This is a genomic window from Streptomyces sp. CLCI03 (assembly GCF_053615355.1).
The window spans coordinates 5,536,795-5,554,529 of the sequence record NZ_CM132132.1; the positions used below are offsets into that span (position 1 = coordinate 5,536,795).

The 17,735-nt window shown below is 71.9% G+C and carries 17 protein-coding genes and 1 tRNA gene; 5 read left to right on the forward strand and 13 right to left on the reverse strand.

Annotated elements, in window-relative coordinates; all coding sequences use genetic code 11:
* Positions 1-18: 18 nt before the first annotated feature.
* Positions 19-795: a TerD family protein gene (locus ACWG52_RS25545; protein WP_389816665.1), complete on the reverse strand. Its 777-nt coding sequence runs from the start codon at positions 793-795 to the stop codon at positions 19-21.
* Positions 796-989: 194 nt separating this feature from the next.
* Between ACWG52_RS25545 and ACWG52_RS25550 the strand changes: the two genes are divergently transcribed.
* The 4 genes from ACWG52_RS25550 (at position 990) to ACWG52_RS25565 (ending at position 6,353) form a co-directional block, all read left to right on the forward strand.
* Complete coding sequence (locus ACWG52_RS25550) at positions 990-2,156, forward strand: HpcH/HpaI aldolase/citrate lyase family protein (protein WP_389816663.1); 1,167 nt, start codon at positions 990-992, stop codon at positions 2,154-2,156.
* A 137-nt stretch (positions 2,157-2,293) separates the two neighbouring features.
* Positions 2,294-4,870, forward strand: coding sequence for a phosphoribosyltransferase (locus ACWG52_RS25555; protein WP_453126017.1), 2,577 nt, complete (start codon positions 2,294-2,296; stop codon positions 4,868-4,870).
* Positions 4,867-5,697: an HAD family hydrolase gene (locus tag ACWG52_RS25560; protein ID WP_328963490.1), complete on the forward strand. Its 831-nt coding sequence runs from the start codon at positions 4,867-4,869 to the stop codon at positions 5,695-5,697. Before ACWG52_RS25555 ends, ACWG52_RS25560 begins: the two co-directional genes overlap by 4 nt.
* Positions 5,694-6,353 carry an O-methyltransferase gene (locus ACWG52_RS25565; RefSeq protein ID WP_375932809.1) on the forward strand — a complete coding sequence of 220 codons (660 nt, stop codon included), beginning with the start codon at positions 5,694-5,696 and terminating at the stop codon, positions 6,351-6,353. Before ACWG52_RS25560 ends, ACWG52_RS25565 begins: the two co-directional genes overlap by 4 nt.
* A gap of 16 nt (positions 6,354-6,369) precedes the next feature.
* On the opposite strand, the gene ACWG52_RS25570 is transcribed toward ACWG52_RS25565, so the two are convergent.
* The 3 genes from ACWG52_RS25570 to ACWG52_RS25580 form a co-directional block, all read right to left on the reverse strand.
* Positions 6,370-6,585 carry an FmdB family zinc ribbon protein gene (locus ACWG52_RS25570; protein WP_030715356.1) on the reverse strand — a complete coding sequence of 72 codons (216 nt, stop codon included), beginning with the start codon at positions 6,583-6,585 and terminating at the stop codon, positions 6,370-6,372.
* A 33-nt stretch (positions 6,586-6,618) separates the two neighbouring features.
* Positions 6,619-7,197: a DUF4383 domain-containing protein gene (locus tag ACWG52_RS25575; protein ID WP_389816766.1), complete on the reverse strand. Its 579-nt coding sequence runs from the start codon at positions 7,195-7,197 to the stop codon at positions 6,619-6,621.
* 311 nt (positions 7,198-7,508) lie between these two features.
* Positions 7,509-8,753: a hypothetical protein gene (locus ACWG52_RS25580; protein ID WP_389816652.1), complete on the reverse strand. Its 1,245-nt coding sequence runs from the start codon at positions 8,751-8,753 to the stop codon at positions 7,509-7,511.
* A gap of 105 nt (positions 8,754-8,858) precedes the next feature.
* Here ACWG52_RS25580 and ACWG52_RS25585 point away from each other — a divergent pair.
* Positions 8,859-8,933 (forward strand) — tRNA-Val (locus tag ACWG52_RS25585).
* Positions 8,934-8,996: 63 nt separating this feature from the next.
* Here ACWG52_RS25585 and ACWG52_RS25590 read toward each other — a convergent pair.
* From ACWG52_RS25590 to ACWG52_RS25630, 9 genes are all read right to left on the reverse strand, one after another.
* Positions 8,997-10,145, reverse strand: a complete 1,149-nt coding sequence (locus ACWG52_RS25590) for a site-specific integrase (RefSeq protein ID WP_266356587.1) — start codon at positions 10,143-10,145, stop codon at positions 8,997-8,999.
* A complete protein-coding gene (locus ACWG52_RS25595; protein ID WP_266356586.1) occupies positions 10,145-10,342 on the reverse strand; it encodes a helix-turn-helix domain-containing protein in 198 nt (65 codons plus the stop codon). The genes ACWG52_RS25590 and ACWG52_RS25595 overlap by 1 nt, the downstream gene beginning before the upstream one ends.
* Positions 10,343-10,789: 447 nt before the next feature.
* Positions 10,790-12,262, reverse strand: coding sequence for an ATP-binding protein (locus tag ACWG52_RS25600; RefSeq protein ID WP_453126021.1), 1,473 nt, complete (start codon positions 12,260-12,262; stop codon positions 10,790-10,792).
* Position 12,263: 1 nt separating this feature from the next.
* Positions 12,264-13,163 (reverse strand): bifunctional DNA primase/polymerase, encoded by a 900-nt coding sequence (locus ACWG52_RS25605; protein ID WP_453126023.1) that lies wholly within the window; start codon positions 13,161-13,163, stop codon positions 12,264-12,266.
* Positions 13,109-13,837, reverse strand: coding sequence for a DNA methylase (locus ACWG52_RS25610; RefSeq protein WP_453126025.1), 729 nt, complete (start codon positions 13,835-13,837; stop codon positions 13,109-13,111). Before ACWG52_RS25610 ends, ACWG52_RS25605 begins: the two co-directional genes overlap by 55 nt.
* 76 nt (positions 13,838-13,913) lie before the next feature.
* On the reverse strand, positions 13,914-14,399 hold the full coding sequence (locus ACWG52_RS25615) for a hypothetical protein (RefSeq protein WP_453126027.1): 486 nt from the start codon (positions 14,397-14,399) through the stop codon (positions 13,914-13,916).
* A 179-nt stretch (positions 14,400-14,578) separates the two neighbouring features.
* Positions 14,579-16,621: a plasmid transfer protein TraB gene (gene traB / locus ACWG52_RS25620; protein ID WP_453126029.1), complete on the reverse strand. Its 2,043-nt coding sequence runs from the start codon at positions 16,619-16,621 to the stop codon at positions 14,579-14,581.
* 20 nt (positions 16,622-16,641) lie between these two features.
* Entirely contained in the window at positions 16,642-17,247 is a 606-nt protein-coding gene (gene traA, locus ACWG52_RS25625; protein WP_453126031.1) for a plasmid transfer protein TraA, read from the reverse strand.
* Entirely contained in the window at positions 17,247-17,678 is a 432-nt protein-coding gene (locus tag ACWG52_RS25630) for a hypothetical protein (protein ID WP_453126033.1), read from the reverse strand. The genes traA and ACWG52_RS25630 overlap by 1 nt, the downstream gene beginning before the upstream one ends.
* Positions 17,679-17,735: the final 57 nt, after the last annotated feature.

Consider the following 17,735-nt stretch of genomic DNA (forward strand, 5'->3'; position numbering starts at 1 on the left):
CCCAAGGGCCTTCGTGTGTCAGCGTCGGATGAACTGCGGGCCCTGCACCGGCAGCCGGAAGGACGGATCGCCGCCCGGACCCGGTACCGGGGCCGGGGACACCGGCTGCGGGTACCCGTACGCGGGCTGGACGGGCGGCGGGGCCTGCGTGGGCGGGGCCATCATCGCCGTCTGTTCGGAGGCGGGCCCGGTGCCAGGGCCGGCACCGACGCCCGCCGCGGGGCTCGCGTCCGGCTCGGCGGCGGCAGCGTTCTCGTCGACCGAGATCCCGTGGTCGGTCGCCAGCCCCACCAGTCCGTCGGAGTAGCCCTCGCCGAGCGCCCGGAACTTCCACCCCTCGCCCCGCCGGTACAGCTCCCCGCAGATCAGCGCCGTCTCGGCGCCGGTCTCGGGCCGTACGTCGAAGTAGGCCAGCGGTTCGGAGCCGCCGGTCGCGGTGGCGTCGTAGAGGAGGATCCGCAGGTCGTGGACCCGCTGGAACGGGACGTCCTCGGCGGAGGCGACCACCAGGATCCGGTCCACCGTCGGCGTCACCGTGCGCAGGTCCGCCTGCACGGCGTCGGTGATCGCGTCACCGATCTGCTTCTTGCCGAGTCGCCAGACGGCTCCCGAGGGGTGCCGGGGCTGGTTGTAGAAGACGAAGTCCTCGTCCGAACGCACCCGGCCGTCCGGGCCGACGAGCAGTGCCGAGGCGTCCACGTCCGGCACCTCGGGGCCGCCGGTCCAGCGCAGCACCGCCCGGACCGCCACGGCGGCCACCGGGATGTTCGAGCCCTTCTGCATCGCGTGCGTCATGCACGTCATCCTGCCCTCCCGGGGTGGACAGGGACAATGCGGCCCCCCGTAGGGCCTTGTCTCGAACGCGAGACCTGGGCATGGTGCAAGAGGGTTACCTGAACTTCATGTGCTTGAGGAACTCTTGACTCACGTTCGTACGTACTATTACCGGCCATGCCAGTTGGGCCGCCGAGGCAGTACGGGGGAAGCACATGCGTCACTTTGGGCACATATCGCCCACCGTCCGTAAGGACCTCTTCCACCAGGAACCGGCGGAATTCACCGGAGCCTCGCCGTCGCGCGTCCTCGCGGCGGCACTGGGAGCCACGCTCTACAGCCCGGCCACCCGGCCCACGCTCGCGGCCGACATCCGTAAGCAGGCCGGCCGCGGGGTCGTCTCGATGGTCCTCTGCCTGGAGGATTCCATCAGCGACGGCGATGTCACCGGGGCCGAGGAGAACCTCGTCCGGCACTTCTCCGAGCTCGACACGGACGGCGCCGAGCTCCCGCTGCTCTTCATCCGGGTCCGCACGCCCGAGCAGATACCCGACCTGGTGCGCCGGCTCGGCGGCTCCGTACGGCGCCTGGCCGGATTCGTACTCCCGAAGTTCGACGAGAAGCGGGGTATCGCCTTCCTGGAGGCCGTCGCCGAGGCGGAGGCCGTCGCCGGGGTACCCCGCCTGTATGCCATGCCCGTCCTGGAGACCCCGGACCTCCTGCACCTCGAAACCCGCGTCGAGGCCCTCGCCGGCATCTCCCGCACGGTCAACAGCCACCGCGAGCGCGTCCTGGCGCTACGGCTCGGCGTGACGGACTTCTGCTCGGCCTACGGCCTGCGGCGCACGCCCGACATGACCGCCTACGACGTCCAGATCGTGGCGGGCGTCATCGCGGACGTCGTCAACGTCCTCAGCCGTGCCGACGGCACCGGCTTCACGGTGACCGGGCCCGTCTGGGAGTACTTCCGCAGCCAGCAGCGCCTCTTCAAGCCCCAGCTGCGCCGCAGCCCCTTCCTGGAGGAGGGCGTGGAGGAACTGCGTACCGCCCTGATCGAGCACGACCTGGACGGACTGCTGCGCGAGATCGAGCTGGACCGGGCCAACGGACTGCTCGGCAAGACCTGCATCCACCCCGCCCACGTCACGCCCGTGCACGCGCTGTCGGTGGTCTCTCACGAGGAGTTCTGCGACGCGCAGGACATCCTGCGGCCCGAGCGAGGCGGCGGCGGAGTGATGCGCAGCGCCTACACGAACAAGATGAACGAGGTGAAGCCCCACCGGGCCTGGGCCGAGCGCACCATGCTGCGCGCCGAGGTCTTCGGGGTGGCGAAGGAGGAGGTCGGCTTCGTCGACCTGCTCACGGCCGGGCTCCAGGTGTGAGCACGCCCGCCGGCAGCTCCGCCGGCACGCCCGCAGGCAGCCCTTCCGGCACCCCCGCCGGTACGCCCGCCGGCACCCCCGCCGGTACGCCCGCCGGTACGCCCGCGCGGACGCGGGCCCGGGCGCGGACAATGACGATGACGAGGAAAGGCAAGACGATCGAAGCGGTGTGGTCGGGTACCTGGGTCGCGGACCGGCTGGGCGTGAGCCTGGAGGATTCCGGCGACGGTCCGCGGCTGACGGAGCTGCTCGGACTGGCCCTGCGGCGCAACCCCAAGCGCGCCCACCTGCTGGTCTCGCAGGTCCTCGGCAAGCACGTCCCGCAGTCCCCGGAGGCCGTGTACGCGGCGGGCTTCGGCCTCGGCGAACGCGTACGGGAACTGCTCGGCGAGGAGGGCGCCGCCGCTGCCGTGGTCCTCGGCTACGCCGAGACCGCCACCGGCCTCGGCCACTGCGTCGCCGACGGCCTCGGCCCGGCCCCGTACCTGCACTCCACCCGCCGCCCCGTGGCCGGCGTGGAGCAGGCCGGCGGCTTCGAGGAGGCGCACTCGCACGCCACCTCGCACCTGCTGCTGCCCGAGGACCCGCGGCTGCTCGCCGGCACCGGACCGCTGGTCCTCGTCGACGACGAGTTCTCCACCGGCAACACGGTCCTGAACACCATCCGCGACCTGCACGCCCGCCATCCGCGCTCGCACTACGTCGTCGTCGCCCTCGTCGACATGCGCTCGCCCGCAGACCGCGACCGGCTCACCGCCTTCGCCGCAGAGCTGGGCGCGCGCGTGGACCTGATCGCCCTCGCCTCGGGCACCGTCTCCCTCCCGGACGGCGTCCTCGCCAAGGGCCAGGCGCTGGTCGAGGAGTACGAGGCACGGGCCGAGCGGCATCAGCCCCCGCGGCGTCCGAGCGGCGGGGCCCACGACGAAGCCCCGGTGGACGGCCCGCGACCGATCACCCGCGTCGACCTGGGCTGGCCGGCGGGAGTGCCCGACGGCGGACGCCACGGCTTCACCCCCGCCCACCGCACGGCGCTGGAGGCCGCTCTCCCCGCGCTGGCCGGCCGGCTCACCGCCGCGCTCGGCACCGAACCCGGGCGGGTCCTCGTACTCGGCAACGAGGAGCTGATGTACGCGCCGCTGCGCCTCGCCAAGGCCCTGGAGGAGGCGGGGGCGGCCCGCGAGGTCCGCTTCTCCACCACCACCCGCTCGCCCGTCCTGGCCGTCGACGACCCCGGCTACGCCATCCGCACCCGGCTGGTCTTCCCGGCCCACGACGCCCCGGCCGACGGCCCCGGCGACCGCTACGCCTACAACGTCCGCGGAACGGACGGCGCCGGTTTCGACGCCGTCGTCGCCGTCGTGGACTCGGTCGGGGACACCCCCGAGCTGCACACCGGACTGCTGGCGGCCCTCGCCCCGCACACCGGCCACGTCGTCCTGGCCGTCGTCCCGTCCTACACACCCGACCGGCGGGAGCCGAAGCCGATCATGACTGCACCGACCGAGCAGACCGCACCGAGCGCGAAGGCCGAGCAGGCCGAGCAGACCGAGCCGACCGGGTCGACGCCGGCGGCCCTGCGCGAGCCCCTGCGCGGCCCCGCCTTCTCCTCGTACGCCCCCGAGGACGTCGGCTGGCTGCTCCAGGACTTCTCGGACGTCGAGCTGGAGGCGCCGACGGAGGAGCGCGAGGAGGCGATACAGGCGGGCGGGGCGCACTACGCCGAGTCCCTGCCCGTCGAGTACCAGCCCTCCCCCCAGTACCAGGAGCTGTACGCGAGCGCGCTGACCGCCTCCGCCGCCCGCGTGGCACGGGCCGTCGGCACGGTCACCGAGACCGTCCTCGCCGAACGCTCCCCGTCCCCGGTCCTGGTCTCCCTGGCCCGCGCAGGCACCCCCGTGGGCGTCCTGATGCGCCGCTGGGCCCGCGCCCGCCACGGCCTGGACCTCCCGCACTACGCCGTCTCCATCGTGCGCGGCCGCGGCATCGACGCCAACGCCCTGCGCTGGCTGGCCGCCCACCACGACCCGGCCGACGTCGTCTTCGTCGACGGTTGGACCGGCAAGGGCGCCATCACCCGCGAGCTGAAGGAGGCCCTGCGGGAGTTCCCGGGCTTCGACCCGGAGATCGTCGTCCTCGCCGACCCCGGCTCCTGCGTGCCCACGTACGGCACCCGGGAGGACTTCCTGATCCCCTCCGCCTGTCTCAATTCCACCGTCTCCGGTCTCATCTCGCGTACGGTGCTGAGGTCCGACCTGGTCGGTCCCGCCGACTTCCACGGCGCGAAGTTCTACCGCGAGCTCGCCGGAGCCGATGTCTCCGTCGCCTTCGTCGACACCGTCGCCGCCCACTTCGACGAGGTGGCCGACGCCGTCGACGCGGAGGTCAAGGAGCTCCTCGCGGCCGACCGCACCCCCACCTGGGAGGGCTGGGCGGCCGTCGAGCGGATCAGCGAGGAGTACGGCATCCACGACGTGAACCTCGTCAAGCCCGGCGTCGGCGAGACCACCCGGGTCCTGCTGCGCCGCGTCCCGTGGAAGATCCTGGCGCAGCGCGGCGCCGGGGCCGACCTGGACCACGTACGGCTGCTCGCCGAGCAGCGCGGCGTCCCGGTGGAAGAGGTCGACGGGCTGCCCTACACGTGCGTAGGACTCATCCACCCCCGATACACGCGCGGCGCCACCGGCGCCGACGGAAAGGCTGTGGCCTCGAAGTGACTGTCCTCGTAGCCAGTGATCTCGACCGTACGCTCATCTACTCGACGGCCGCCCTCGGCCTGACCATGCCCGACCCGGTGGCCCCGCGGCTGCTGTGCGTGGAGGTCCACGAGAGCAAGCCGCTGTCCTACATGACGGAGACGGCGGCGGGACTGCTGGCGGAGCTGACGGCCGATCCTTCGGTGGTCTTCGTCCCCACCACCACCCGGACCCGCAAGCAGTACCAGCGCATCCGCTTCCCCGGCCGTCCGGCCCCGTACGCCATCTGCGCCAACGGCGGGCAGCTGCTCGTCGACGGGGTGCCGGACCGGGACTGGCGGCGGCAGGTCGCCGCCCGCCTGGCCGAGGAGTGCGCCCCCCTGGAGGAGGTGCACCAGCACCTGCTGGCCGTGGCCGACCCGGCCTGGCTGCGCAAGGCACGCCTCGCGGAGGACCTCTTCGCGTACCTCGTCGTGGAGCGGGACCTGGTCCCGGACGAATGGCTGAAGTCCCTGACGGCATGGGCCGAGGCCCGCGGCTGGACGGTCTCCCTCCAGGGTCGGAAGATCTACGCGGTCCCGCGCCCGCTCACCAAGAGCGCGGCGATGCGCGAGGTCGCCCGCCGCACCGGAGCCACCACCACCCTCGCCGCCGGCGACTCGCTGCTGGACGCGGACCTGCTGCTCGCGGCGGACGCCGGCTGGCGCCCGGGACACGGCGAACTGGCCGACGCGGCCTGGACCGCGCCGTCGGTGACCGCGCTGGCCACGGCGGGCGTCCTGGCGGGCGAGGAAATCGTGCGCGCATTCGCCCAGGAGGCCGCCCGACTGGGCAGACTGGACGCATGACCAAGGGCAACAGCACCAAGATCACCGACGAGCTCTACCGGTACATGCTCGACCACAACCCCCCGCTGGACCGGGTCCAGCGGGGGCTGGTGGCGACGACGTACACGAAGTTCCCGGACGTGGCAGGAATGCAGTCGGCGGAGGAGCAGGGGCCGCTGCTGGCCTTCCTGGTGCGCCTGACCGGCGCCCGCCACATCGTGGAGGTCGGCACCTTCACCGGCTTCTCGGCCCTGTCGATGGCCCAGGCACTGCCCGCCGACGGCCGCCTCATCGCCTGCGACGTCTCCGAGGAGTGGACCCGGTACGGCCGCCAGGCCTGGGAGGACGCGGGCGTCGCGGACCGCATCGAGCTGCGCATCGCACCGGCGCTGGAGACCCTGCGCGCGATGCCGACCGAACCCCACATCGACATGGCCTACGTGGACGCGGACAAGCAGAGCCAGATCTCCTACTGGGAGGAGCTCGTGCCGCGACTGCGTCCGGGCGGCCTGATCGTCACCGACAACACGCTGTACCACGGCACGGTCCTCGACGAGTCGGCCACCGGCGCCGCGGCGGGCGTCCGCGCCTTCAACGACCACGTGTCGGCGGACCCGCGCATGGAATCCGTCCTGCTCGCGATCTCGGACGGCCTGACCCTCTCGCGCAAGCGCTGACGGCCCCCGACCGGACTCAGCCGCAGCCGCCACCACCGCAGCAGCCGCCGCCCCCGCCGCCCATCGCGGGCGCGGGGGCACTGCTCGTCCCGCCCACGGCGACGGCGGACAGCAGCTTCACGGTGTCGGAGTGCCCCGCCGGGCAGTCGGCGGGCGCGGAGGACTCGGCCATGGGCCGGCTGACCTCAAAGGTGTCGTCGCAGGTCCGGCAGCGGTAATCGTATCGAGGCATGCGCACAGGCTAAGCGCGCCCGGGTGCCGCGCGCTACGCGACTCTCGTCCGCCCCGACCCGGTCGACCCGGCCCGACGCGCCCGGTCCTCCCGGGCCGCCTGCTCGGGGTGGCGGGCCCGCCAGTACGGATTGTCGTGCGGCAGGGCGCTGCCCACCCGCCCGTACATCCCGAACCACATCAGCATCACGCCGACGACGAAACTGAACAGCACGTTCTGGATCCTGAAGGCCAGGAAGTTCAGCTCCGTGTCCAGCAGCGCGAGATTCACGAAACCGCTCGCGATGAAGAGCACGCCCAGCACGATGTTCAGGGTCGAGGCGAAGGTTCCGCCCACCACCATCCCGTAGATCAGCAGCGCGCCGATGCAGATCGACAGGACGCTGAGCGCCCCGTTGGTGTTCAGTGCCAGCACCGTGTCCCCGCCGGTGTCGAAGAACCCGATCTGATTCACCAGCCCCAGGATCCCGAACACGACCAGCAGCAGGCCCATCAGCCCCGCCCCGACCCGGTAGACCTGGCCGAGCTTGTGATCGGTGGGCAGATGATCGTCGAGCTGCGCGTTGACGGGGTGCAGCACGCGTTCCATGCGCCGGGAGACCGTGTCCGCCATGCGCGGTGGGGCGGGTGCGTTCGGATCGGGCTCATGGGGGACGTAGGGCGCGTAGTGCTCGTGCGGTTCCGTGCACCCGTACGCCGCATGAGCCACATAGGGCTCATGGGTCTCAGGAGGCTTCTTGTAGGTGTGGGCAGCCATGGTGCCCTCCTCTGCTCCGTTCCCGGCACCTCCCAGCATCCGCCGCCGGCCGCCCGGAAACAACCGGGTGCCCGACAGGGCCCCGACGAGGCACCACGGCCGGGACCACCCGGGCGCTCCGGAGGGACGACGGCCCAGGCCGTCTCCAGGCCGTTTCCAGGCCGTCCCTATCCGTGCCCGCGCTCGGCCCGGATCCCGGTCACCACCCGGTTCACGGAAGCCCGTACGTCCGCCATCTCCAGCAGGAACGCCCAGTAGTCCGGATGCCGCCCCTCCAGCGCCGAAAGCGCCCGGGTCACCCGCGCCACCGCATCGTCCAGCGGCCGCGCGTGCTGCGGATCCGGCACACTGCGCCCCGCCATCGCCAGCCGCTGCGCGTCCCGGATCGCGAAACGGGTCCGGTCCACCTCCGCCTGCGGATCCCGCGCCACCGCCTCCAGCCGCGTCAGCCGGTCCTGCGCCGCCGACACCGCCTCGTCCGTCGCGTCCAGCGAGCCCCGAACCGCCTCGATCAGCGCCCCGACGTCGGCCCACCGCTGCTCGTCCCGGGCCTGCCCGGCCTCCCGCAGCTGCTCCTCGGCCCGCGCCACGTCCCGTACCGCCTCGTCCGGCACGTGCTGCAGATCCTGCCAACAGGCCGCACTGAACCGCCGCCGCAACTCACTGAGCACCGGATCGACCCGGTCCGCCCGGTTGCGCAACGCCTGCGCCCGCGTCCGCAGACTCACCAGCCGCCGATCGATCTCCGCCGCCCGCTCGGGCAGCCGTGCCGCCTCGGCCCGTACGGCCTCGGCGTCCCGCAGGATCCGGTCGGCACGTTGCACCGTCTCCTGCACGCCGTGCCGGGCCGCTCCCTCGTTCAGCTTCGTCAGCTCCGGGCCGAGCGCCGCCAACCGCGCCGCCAGGTCATCGGCCCGTATCCCCTTGGCCCGTACGGCATCCAGCGCGTCACTCGCCCCGAGCAGCGCGGCCCTGGCCCGCTCCCGGGCCGGCGCCACCCGCGCCAGCTGCGTCTCGGCCTTGTCCAACAACGGCTGCAGCCCCTGCGCGAACCGCTCCAGCTCCCCCTGGACCCGCACCAGCTCGTCCCGCGCCCGGGTCAGCTGCTCCCGCGCGCGTGTGGCGACCGAGGCCTCCAACTCCGCCCGGTCCAGGTCGTGCGCGTCGACCGCCTCGATGTAGACGTGACTGACCTCGTCGATCCGCCGCCCCAGCGCGGCGAACCCCTCGGTCGCCTGCCGCGCGGCGGGCGACCCGTCCGCCGCCGCGATCGTCTCGATCGAGATCCGCAGATCCCGCTGCGCCGTGTCCAGCTCGTAGAACGCCGCCGCGGCGGCATCCTTCGCCGCCTGCGCATCCGCCCGCCGACTCTCGTCCCGCCCGCCGAACCACCGCCGGGATGCCGTCGTCACAATCCCTCTCCCGTGCCGCGTCCGCCGTGCCCCGGTCCATTCTCTCCCACGCGAACGGGTTTGCGTGGGGGGTGTGCCCGCCATGTAGGCTGTCCACTCATCCACGGGTGCGTAGCTCAGGGGTAGAGCGCTGCTCTTACAAAGCAGATGTCGGCGGTTCGAAACCGTCCGCGCCCACCAGCACAAAGGCCCCCAACCGATCTTGGTTGGGGGCCTTTGACGGTTCCAAGTGACGGCAGTGGCCTACTCGGTCGGCCGCCGACGGCGCAGCATCCGGTCCATGTGTCCCATAGCCTCGCGCCTGCCGCCGTCAGCCACGTGGGTGTAGATGTTCATCGTGACGGCGATCTGCGAGTGACCCAGGATCTCCATCACCACCCGCGGTGCCACCCCGGCTGCGAACAGCAGGGTGGCGCACCCGTGCCGCGCGTCGTGCAGCCGGATCCGCGGCAGGCCGGCGTCCTGGCCGATGCGCTCGAAGGACCGGCTGATGTTGCGCGGCTCGATCGGCCGGCCGGTGCGCGTGGTGAACACGTAGTCGCTCTCCTCCCACTCCTTGTCCTTGGCCGCGGCCCGCAGCGCGACCTGGCGCATCCGCTGCCAGCGCAGGGGCGCCACGCACATCCGTGGGAGCGGGATGGCCCGGCTCCGCCGGTTCTTGGTCGAGTCCGCGTACAGCTCTTTCTGCACCCGCTGGATCTGGTTCCGCACGGTCAGGGTCCGGCGGTCGAGGTCGATGTCAGACCAGCGCAGCCCGAGGATCTCGCCCCGGCGCAGCCCCAGGGCGACCGCCAGCACGAACGCGGCGTACAGCGGGTCGCGCCGACTGGCCTCCAGGAACGCGAGCGTCTCGTCGAGGTCCCACGGTTTCAACTCACGCTGGACGACCCGCGGGGCGGGCACGAGCATCACCACGTTGCGGCTGATCAGCTCCTCCCGGTTCGCCGCCGTGAGCGCGCTGCGCAGCACGCGGTGCGACTCTTTCGCCGTCGCGGCGGAGGCCTGCGCGGTCACGGCCGCCAGCATGCGCCGCACGTCCCGTACCCCGAGGGTCTCAAGACGCTTAGAGCCCAGATGCGGGATGAGATACAGACGGACGTGAGTCTCGTACTTCGCGTACGTCGTCTTCTTGCGGTCGTGCCTGACGAACGTCTCCAGCCAGAACGGCAGCCACTCGGAGAGCTTGGCCGAGCGGGTGGGCGTCGGGATCCCCTGCCGGTCGCGGAGGACCAACTCCTGACGCTTGGTGTCGCACTCTTCCCACGTCTTGCCGTACACGGTCTTCCGACGGCGCGTGCCGTCGGGCTGCGGGACGTAGACGCGCGCCTCGTACCGACCGTCGCTGCGCTGCCAGATGCTGCCGGCGCCGTTCGGGTTCCTCTTGCGTGCCATCAGGCTGCTTCCTCCAACTTGGCTTCCAGGTAGGCGCGAACGCTGTCTGCGGGGATCCGTCGCGAGCGGCCCTCGGTGAAGCTTGGGAGGGCGCGGGAGCGGATCAGGTTGTAGACGGTGAAGCGGCTGAGCCGCAGGGCGGCCATGACCTCGGGGACAGTCAGGGCCTGGTGGGTAGTGGGCAGGGAGGAACTCACAGCGGCCTCCGGGGCGGTGGTCAGTGCGTGTGTGTCCGAGGCTGGGATTTCTGCGTCATCGCGTCATCTGCGTCACTCATGGCCCTGACCAGCGGGTTTGGGTGACGCAGGAGTTGAGGGTCTGCGTCACCGGTGACGCAGGCGTCCGTCACGGGGTGACGCAGGTGACGAAGGGTGACGCAGGATTCAGGGCTCTGCGTCACCCCTGTCGATGCAGGTCAGGCCGGGTTCTCGGGGCCGTGGTGACGCAGGTGACGCAGCGTCTTCCTACTTAGGAAAAAAGAGGGGCTTGTGTCTGTTGCTGTGTGCGCCTTCGGGCGAAATGCGGAGCCGCAAGCGGCACGCCCTTCGGGCGGCGGCGCGGCCGCCGAAGAACAAGAAGAGCACCCGGGCGCCTGGGGGGGGGTGCTCTTCTTGCTTGTGCGGTCGGGACCGTCGCGGCGGGGTTTAGAAGAGGTCGTTCTGCTCGTCCTGTGGAGGTTGGGGGCGGGTCATCGCGATGTGGCGCGCGGTTTTGGTGCGGCCCCAGTCGACGAGGACGCCGCGGGCGGCGAGGACGGGTTGGAGGCGCTTTAGGCGGTCGGAGAGGACTTTGCCCGTGGTGGGCCAGCCCTTGGGCTGGGGCCGGAAGTCGTCGCCGGCGTAGAGCTGGGTGAGGGCGTGCAGCCACTCTGCCGACGTCATCCGGACCTCGGTGCCGGGTTCGGTGTCGGCGGCGTGCTTGAGGACGGTCTGAGCAAGGAGGTCACCCTCGATGACGTCGTCGTTGAGGTCGTCCAGGCTGGCCCGGTAGGCGTCCAGCGCACCGAAGCTGCGGGCGGCGTCGAGCTGCGCGCACAGGTGGGCGAAGTCGGCCATGCGCAGGTCGGTGGGGATGTCGGCCTGGGCGGCGCGGACGCTGACGGCGAGGTCAAGGACGGATCCGAGGATCACGGGCAGATCCCGGGCGAACTCCGTCCACAGCTCCGCCTCGGTCCGCCGCACGCGGGGGCGTTCCAGGCGGAGGGGGAGGAGGCGTTCGGCGAGGTCGGGGCGGATGACACCGACGTCGATACCGGTCAGGAGCAGCGGGCGGCGGTAGCGGGCGCGGACGACGTCGCCGTCGGTGAACAGGGCCCGTTTGACGTTCTCGGCGCCGGTGACGATGCAGCACATGAGGTCGGAGAGGTCCGGGGTGAGGTGGGAGAGGTTGTCCAGGCCGGTGATCCACCCGGCGGCGACAGCGGTGATCAGGTTCTCTTCGTCCTTGGGCGGGCGGCGCAGGTCGCCGCTCATGCCCTCGATGATCCGGACGAGCATCTTGCCGGCGGTGGACTTGCCCGCGCCCTGGGGGCCGGTGAGGAACGGGGCGGGGACGGGGACGTCGGGGCCGAGGCAGCCGACGAGCCAGGCCAGGGCCAGTCCCTCGCTCTGGGCGCTGGCGAAGTTGACCAGGCGCATCAGCAGGTCGATGCCCTTGCCGTCGGTGTCCTTGACGGGGAGGGGGAGTTCGCCGGTGAGCTGGGTGCGGCGCCAGCAGACCTCACGGGGGTCGGGGGTGAGGATGTCCCAGCCGTTGGGGTGGATGCGGACGGACCGGCCGTCGTCGCGGCCCAGGTCCAGCCACGTCGCCCCGTCGAAGCCGGGGGCGACGCGGATGTGGACGGGCTGGACGTCCTCGGTGAGCGCGAGTGCTTCGATCAAGTCGAGTGCCTCCTTCAAGGCGCTTCCGTTGAAGACGCCGACCCCGTCGCGGAACAGGCCGACCATGAGTTCCTGCCGGTGGCTGCCGGTAGTGCCCTGGGAGCGGATCGGGCGGGCCACGGGGTGGCCGTTGCGCTGGGCGTAGACGGTGCCGTCCACGGTGCGGAAGTACCGGAAGTGGGCCTGCGCGTAGTCGGTGATGACCTCGCGCGCAGGGTTCTTCTCGTCCTCAGGCATGTCACATCCCCAGAGCAGCGGCGGCGTTGGACCACGCGTCCTCGCAGTGCCGCAAGGACTCGCCCTTGCCCTGCGCCGCGGTGAACAGGCGCTTGATGTGTGCGTCGGTGAGGCAGCCGCACCGGCCGTGCGTGGACAGCACCGCGAGGAACATCCGGTACACGGCCTTGTGGATGGTTTTCTGGGCTTCCTCGATCCGCTGCTCCGCCATGGCGATTCCACGTTCCAGGTAGGCGGGCGAGCGGTGAGGGCACGGCCCGCCCCCGGCCAGCGCCGAAATGGTGATGGGGCTCGATGTCGGCCGGGCCGCGGGCGGCTCTTTCACGGCGAGCGCGCGCACTGCGCCCGGGAGCGGCGCCATGGTGCCCGTGCCGGGGCCGAGCCAGCGGGCGTAGGACATGACGGACTTGATGTCCACGCTGGGGCGTACGCCGTTGCGGGAGATCATGGTGCCCAGATAGATCCAGTGCTCCCCGCGTGTGGTCGCCATGGTCCTGGTCGCCGGGAGGTTCCGGCGGGCCCATGCGACCGCGTCGGCGTTGTCGAGGTCGACGACGGTGAACCCGGCACCGCCGGGGTGGTAGGCCACAGCCGCAGCCTGCCGCCAGGCCGCGGCCCACGCAGGGGAGATGAGGATGCTCGGGTCGGTGGTGGCGGCGGCCCAGGCGTGACACGGCGCCGGGCACGCGCAGGGGCCTGGGGCCTTCATGTTCGGCCGGCCGCCGCAGGCATTCTTCCTACAGTCCCGGCAATTCCCCATGGGGCCCTTGCCCTCCCGCAGCGGCATCACCGGCAATCCCCACTCCGCCAGTTGGAGCGAGGTGGTCAGATGACTGGTCGTTGTCCTCACGCGGCCACCGCCCCGGCCAGAGTGCGGGCCAGGAACGCGCGGCCGAGCCATTCCGAGTAGGCGGGCGGAATCGCTTCGGTGAGTTCCTCGTGGACGTCGGTCCAGTCGATGCCCATGGCCTGCTGCATCTCGGGGACGGTGGCCTTGCCGCCGCCCTTGCCGTAGGCGGCGACGTACGGCCCGTCGCGGTATTCGCCGTGACGCCAGCCACGTACATAGCCACGGTGCTTCAGGTGCTTGGGCTGGATGGCGGTCCAGCGGCCGAGTTCGAAGTTGCGGTGCCGGAGCACGCCGAGGCCGAACATTTCGCCGCACAGGGTGATGTCCTTGCGGACGTCGGCCTTGCCGTCGGGCTGTTCGATCACATACGGAAGGCCGGACGCGTCCAGGAGTTTCCGGGTGGGGGCGACGAGGTCGATGTGGGTGCCGCCCCAGCCCATGGCCTGGTTGGTGCCGACTGTCAGGGCGCACTTGTCCTGGCACGGCGGGGAGGCGTGCACCGCGCTGTAGCTGCGGATCTCGCCGGATGCGATCAGGGCGGTGAGGACGGTGAGGGCGTCGCCCTGGATGAAGGTGAAGGGGTAGTTCGGGCGGGGGCGAATGTCGACGCCGGTAACGGCGAACCCGGCCCGGTCGTAGCCCCTGCCCGCACCACCGGCGCAGCAGAACAGATCGAGTAAGGCGGGCCGGTGGCCCTCTCGCCGGATGTCGGTCGTGTGAGTCATGCTGGTCTCTCCAGTTCTTGAGGGTTCTGGATGAGGGCGGCCCCGTCATTGGCGTGAGGGGGGCCGCCTTCGCGTTTCAGCGGTTGTTGATGGTTCCGGTGGCCCGGCCGAACAGGCCGGACGCGGTGACGTGCTGGGTGATGTGCTGGACCGGCGCCGCACCCCGGCCGCGTGTCCTGCGGCCGGGGCGGAGGATCAGGGGGAGGACGGTGCCGGCGGCGATGAGGGCGACGAGGGCCCAGAGGGCTTCGGCCATGGCGAGGACTCCGGGGGCGGCGTAGCTGATTCCGATTCCGGCTGCCCCGATGCCTCCTCCGACGGTCGGGGCGAGGAGTGCGGTGGTCTTGGCCCACGCGGGAACGGCGGCCGGGGGCGCCGGTGCGGCCGGGACATCGGTGTGGGTGGGGTGGGTGTAGGCGAGGGTGCGGGTGCCGTCGGGGAGGGTGACCCACGCGATGCCCGAACCGGTCGACAGGACGGGCAGCGGGGCCGCGGTGTGGTGGTTCGGCGCGGGGGGCCAGGTGATCGGGGTGGGGTGGTGGACGGCCGGTTCGTGGGGCATGTGCATGCCTCCGGGCGTGGGGCGGGACCGCGCCGTGTGGGTGGCGCGGTCCCGCCGGGGTGGGGTGTCAGGGACAGGTGTCAGGCGGTGTCAGACAGCTGGTGTCAGGTGGTCTGACAGCGGGTTTGCCTAGGGGTTCGGGTGTCACGGGCCCTGACGGTGTCAGGGGGTGTCAGGTGTCAGGCGGCCATGAGGGAGGGGACGATCCGCCACCGGCCGGTCGCCGAGGTCGGCTCCAGCCGGCCGTCGAGGGCGGCCTCCTTGAGGCGTTCGGAGACCCACGGGCGGGACAGGTTGTGTCGGTCGCACCAGTCCATGAAGTCCTTCGGTCCGACGACCATCTGCCCGGCCGTCTCGAAGTCGTCCAGAGCCCGCGCGAACAGTTCGCGAGCCTCCGCCGGCGACGGCTTGTAGCCCGGGGACTCCCACAGAGGGGTCTCGTCACCGTCCTGCCCGTCGGGGAGTTCGGCCTCGGGATCGATGCCCCCATCCTCGGGGTCGGTCAGCAGGCCCTGGGGTTCCGCTTCCATGCCGGGCCCTTCCTCGTCTGCCGTCGGCCGCGGTGCCGGGTCGCTGCCCTCGGTGGGGCGGCCGGTGTAGTTCTGTCCGGCGACCGCGCGTGCGGCGCCGGCGGTGATGGGGTCGGCGGTGGCGCCGTTCGCCTGTGCCCATCGGGCGAGGGCTTCCATGGTCGGGATGGCGGTGTGGGGGATGGCGAAGGTGCGGCCCGGGGAGGGGTAGCGGTCCTCTCGGATGCCGGGCGAGACGACGTAGCAGTAGCCCGGCCGCCGGTTCCCCCACGCGCCCGGGTGGGCGCCCGCGTCGATCACCGAGTCGGGGAGGGAGAACCCTTCGTCGCGGGGGTCGCAGCCCAGGGCGATCACGGACGGCAGGGACGCCCTCGTGCTGGTGGACATCTGGTCGTAGGAGGGACGTTGGAGGGAGATGATCAGGGCGACGCCGGCGGAGCGTGCTTCCTGGGCGATCCCGGTGAACGCGTCGTCGCCCATCAGCCGCAGCGTGTTCGCGGCCTCTTCCATCCACGTGACGAGGAACGGCATCCCTTCACAGCCGCAGGCCCGTCCCGGCTTGCAGGAGTGCGCGGGGTCGGTCTGCCGCTCGGCCGCCGCGGGTACCCACTGGCGGTAGCCGTGGGCGCCGAGCCAGCGGGTGCGGGCGGGAATGACGGCCTTGATGGCCTCCACCATGACCTCGGTGTCCGGGCCGCCCTCGGCGGCCCAGTCCATGCCGGGCAGGAGCGGGCGGAAGTCCTGGAACATCTTCGGGTCACTGACGAACAGCAGGACGTCACGACGGGAGAGGATCTCCGTCATCAGGTTCAGCGCGGTCTCGCCCTTGCCCGAGCCGGTGCCACCCGCGATCAGGACGTGGGTGGCGTTGCGGTTGCGCTCCGGGTCGCCCGGCAGCCACAGGACGAGGGGTGAGCCGTCGTCGTAGCGGCCGATGACCAGCGGCTCCGCGATGCTCCCGCCCAGGCTCGACGGGCCGGGCCAGTCGGCGACCTGGGCGAGCATGTCCTCGGGGACGATGACCAGCTCCCCGCGGCGCGCCGAAGCCGGGTCGCCCAGGTATCGGACCGCTGAGGTCGGCAGGTCCAGTGCGGACGCGAGCCGCGGCAGCACCTTCGACACGTCCTCGTTGGTCTGCTCACCGGCCTCCAGGATCATCTTCGCGGTGACCCGGTTCGGCTCCACCGACGTCGCCCCGATCTGCGCACGGGCGAGGCCGACCTTCTCCAGGAGGCCCTTGTCGGTGCTGCCGGTCGGGGTGCCGTCGACGTTTCGGCGCAGGACCATACGGATGTTCCACGACAGGGCCAGCGCCGGCCCGCCCATCAGATACAGGTCCGGCAGCGGACCTGTGGCCGGTCCGGCGAGGCAGGCCCCGGTCAGCCAGGCCGAGCCGGCCGCGACCGTGATGGCCGAGTGCAGGCGACGCTGCTGACCGGTGGCCTTGCCCGCCCACCAGGTGACGCCGGTCAGAGCGACGGATGCCAGGGTCAGGCCGACCCCGGCCGCCGCGCTGCCCTGCCACTGCAGACTGCCGAGGGCTCCGGCGAGGCCGAGGCCGCCGGCGGCGAGCCAGGGCGGCAGGTGGGGCTTGGCCCGGTGCAAGACGTACGCGGTGACGCCGGAGCCGTCGGAGGATCCGCGGAGCTGGTCTTCGTACTGCTGCTCAACTGTGTGCTTGTGCTCGCCCATCAGATGCTTCTCCCTTCTTGCTAGAGCTGGCCCCAGTCCATGCGCGGTTGCTGGGGCGGGCGGGCGCGGTGGCGGACGCGGTTGAGTTCTTCCTCGTACTCCTGCTGGAACAGGGCATAGGTCGCGGCCGCGTTCTTCGCCGCGTCCCGCAGGGCATCGGCGGCGCGCTGCATCTTCCGGGCGACCTTCGCCGCCCGGATCCGGGAACCGCCGATCCGGCCGTTCGGGTCGGGGACCTGCGCCAACGTGGCTTTGAGGATTTCGGCGCCCATGGCGACCTCGATGGAGAGGGCGACGCCGGCGGCGCGGACGCTGTTGCAGTACTGGCGGACCTGCGCCGGGGAGGTGAACTCGGGTGCCGGCAGCAGCGACTGCGGCTGACGCCCACCCCCGCCAGACCCGTTGGGGGAGGCGAACCCGCCGCCCCCGCCGCTGCCGCGGCCTCCGCTGTTGACGTTGAGGGTGAACCCGGGGGAGAACGTCTTGTTGTTGACTTTGGTCTGGGAGCCGTTGGCGCCCGCGCGGGGCGCGGAGCGGGGGCGCTGCGGGCGGGGCTGCTGCCGACGGCCGGTGATCTTGTATCCGGGCCCGTTGGCGCCCCAGTTCGCGTTAGAGGTGCCGGCCATCAGCGGGTCTCCTTCACAGTGGTGGTGGTCAGGCGGCGAGCGATGAGCCAGGCGACCTGCGCGGTGAGTGTCAGGAGCGCCCAGGCCAGGGCCACGGCCGGGCGGGCGGGGCCGAACCAGATGGCCACCGGCACCCAGGCCACGGCTGTGGTGACCGCGGCGGTGAGCAGGGCACGCCAGGTCCGGGCGGTGCGGGAGGTGGCCGGGCGGCGCCGGGCGGTCCACGCCCACACCCCGAGCGGGGTGAGGGCGAGCGGGGCCAGGAACCATGAGGTGTGGGGCTCGATGAGGTGGACCAGCCCGGTCAGGACGAGCAGGACGGCGGCGAGGCCGGTCGGGGCCCAGGTCCGGCGGTGGTTCCACAGCCAACGGCCCGTCGCATCGGCGGCGCGGGCGGTGAGGGTCGGTTCGTCGGAAACGACCACGATCACCTGCGGACCCTGGCGGTGTCCGCGCTGGCGGGGGATGTGAACGGTGCGAGGTTCAGC

Excerpts from the sequence above, each read along its gene's own strand:
- traB (WP_453126029.1), bottom strand. The coding sequence starts at position 16,621 with ATGGGCGAGCACAAGCACACAGTTGAGCAGCAGTACGAAGACCAGCTC.
- ACWG52_RS25545 (WP_389816665.1), bottom strand. The coding sequence starts at position 795 with ATGACGCACGCGATGCAGAAGGGCTCGAACATCCCGGTGGCCGCCGTG.
- ACWG52_RS25555 (WP_453126017.1), top strand. The coding sequence starts at position 2,294 with ATGACGAGGAAAGGCAAGACGATCGAAGCGGTGTGGTCGGGTACCTGG.
- ACWG52_RS25570 (WP_030715356.1), bottom strand. The coding sequence starts at position 6,585 with ATGCCTCGATACGATTACCGCTGCCGGACCTGCGACGACACCTTTGAG.
- ACWG52_RS25565 (WP_375932809.1), top strand. The coding sequence starts at position 5,694 with ATGACCAAGGGCAACAGCACCAAGATCACCGACGAGCTCTACCGGTAC.
- ACWG52_RS25550 (WP_389816663.1), top strand. The coding sequence starts at position 990 with ATGCGTCACTTTGGGCACATATCGCCCACCGTCCGTAAGGACCTCTTC.
- traA (WP_453126031.1), bottom strand. The coding sequence starts at position 17,247 with ATGGCCGGCACCTCTAACGCGAACTGGGGCGCCAACGGGCCCGGATAC.
- ACWG52_RS25575 (WP_389816766.1), bottom strand. The coding sequence starts at position 7,197 with ATGGCGGACACGGTCTCCCGGCGCATGGAACGCGTGCTGCACCCCGTC.
- ACWG52_RS25600 (WP_453126021.1), bottom strand. The coding sequence starts at position 12,262 with ATGCCTGAGGACGAGAAGAACCCTGCGCGCGAGGTCATCACCGACTAC.
- ACWG52_RS25605 (WP_453126023.1), bottom strand. The coding sequence starts at position 13,163 with ATGGCTCGGCCGCGCGTTCCTGGCCCGCACTCTGGCCGGGGCGGTGGC.
- ACWG52_RS25590 (WP_266356587.1), bottom strand. The coding sequence starts at position 10,145 with ATGGCACGCAAGAGGAACCCGAACGGCGCCGGCAGCATCTGGCAGCGC.
- ACWG52_RS25610 (WP_453126025.1), bottom strand. The coding sequence starts at position 13,837 with ATGACTCACACGACCGACATCCGGCGAGAGGGCCACCGGCCCGCCTTA.
- ACWG52_RS25615 (WP_453126027.1), bottom strand. The coding sequence starts at position 14,399 with ATGCCCCACGAACCGGCCGTCCACCACCCCACCCCGATCACCTGGCCC.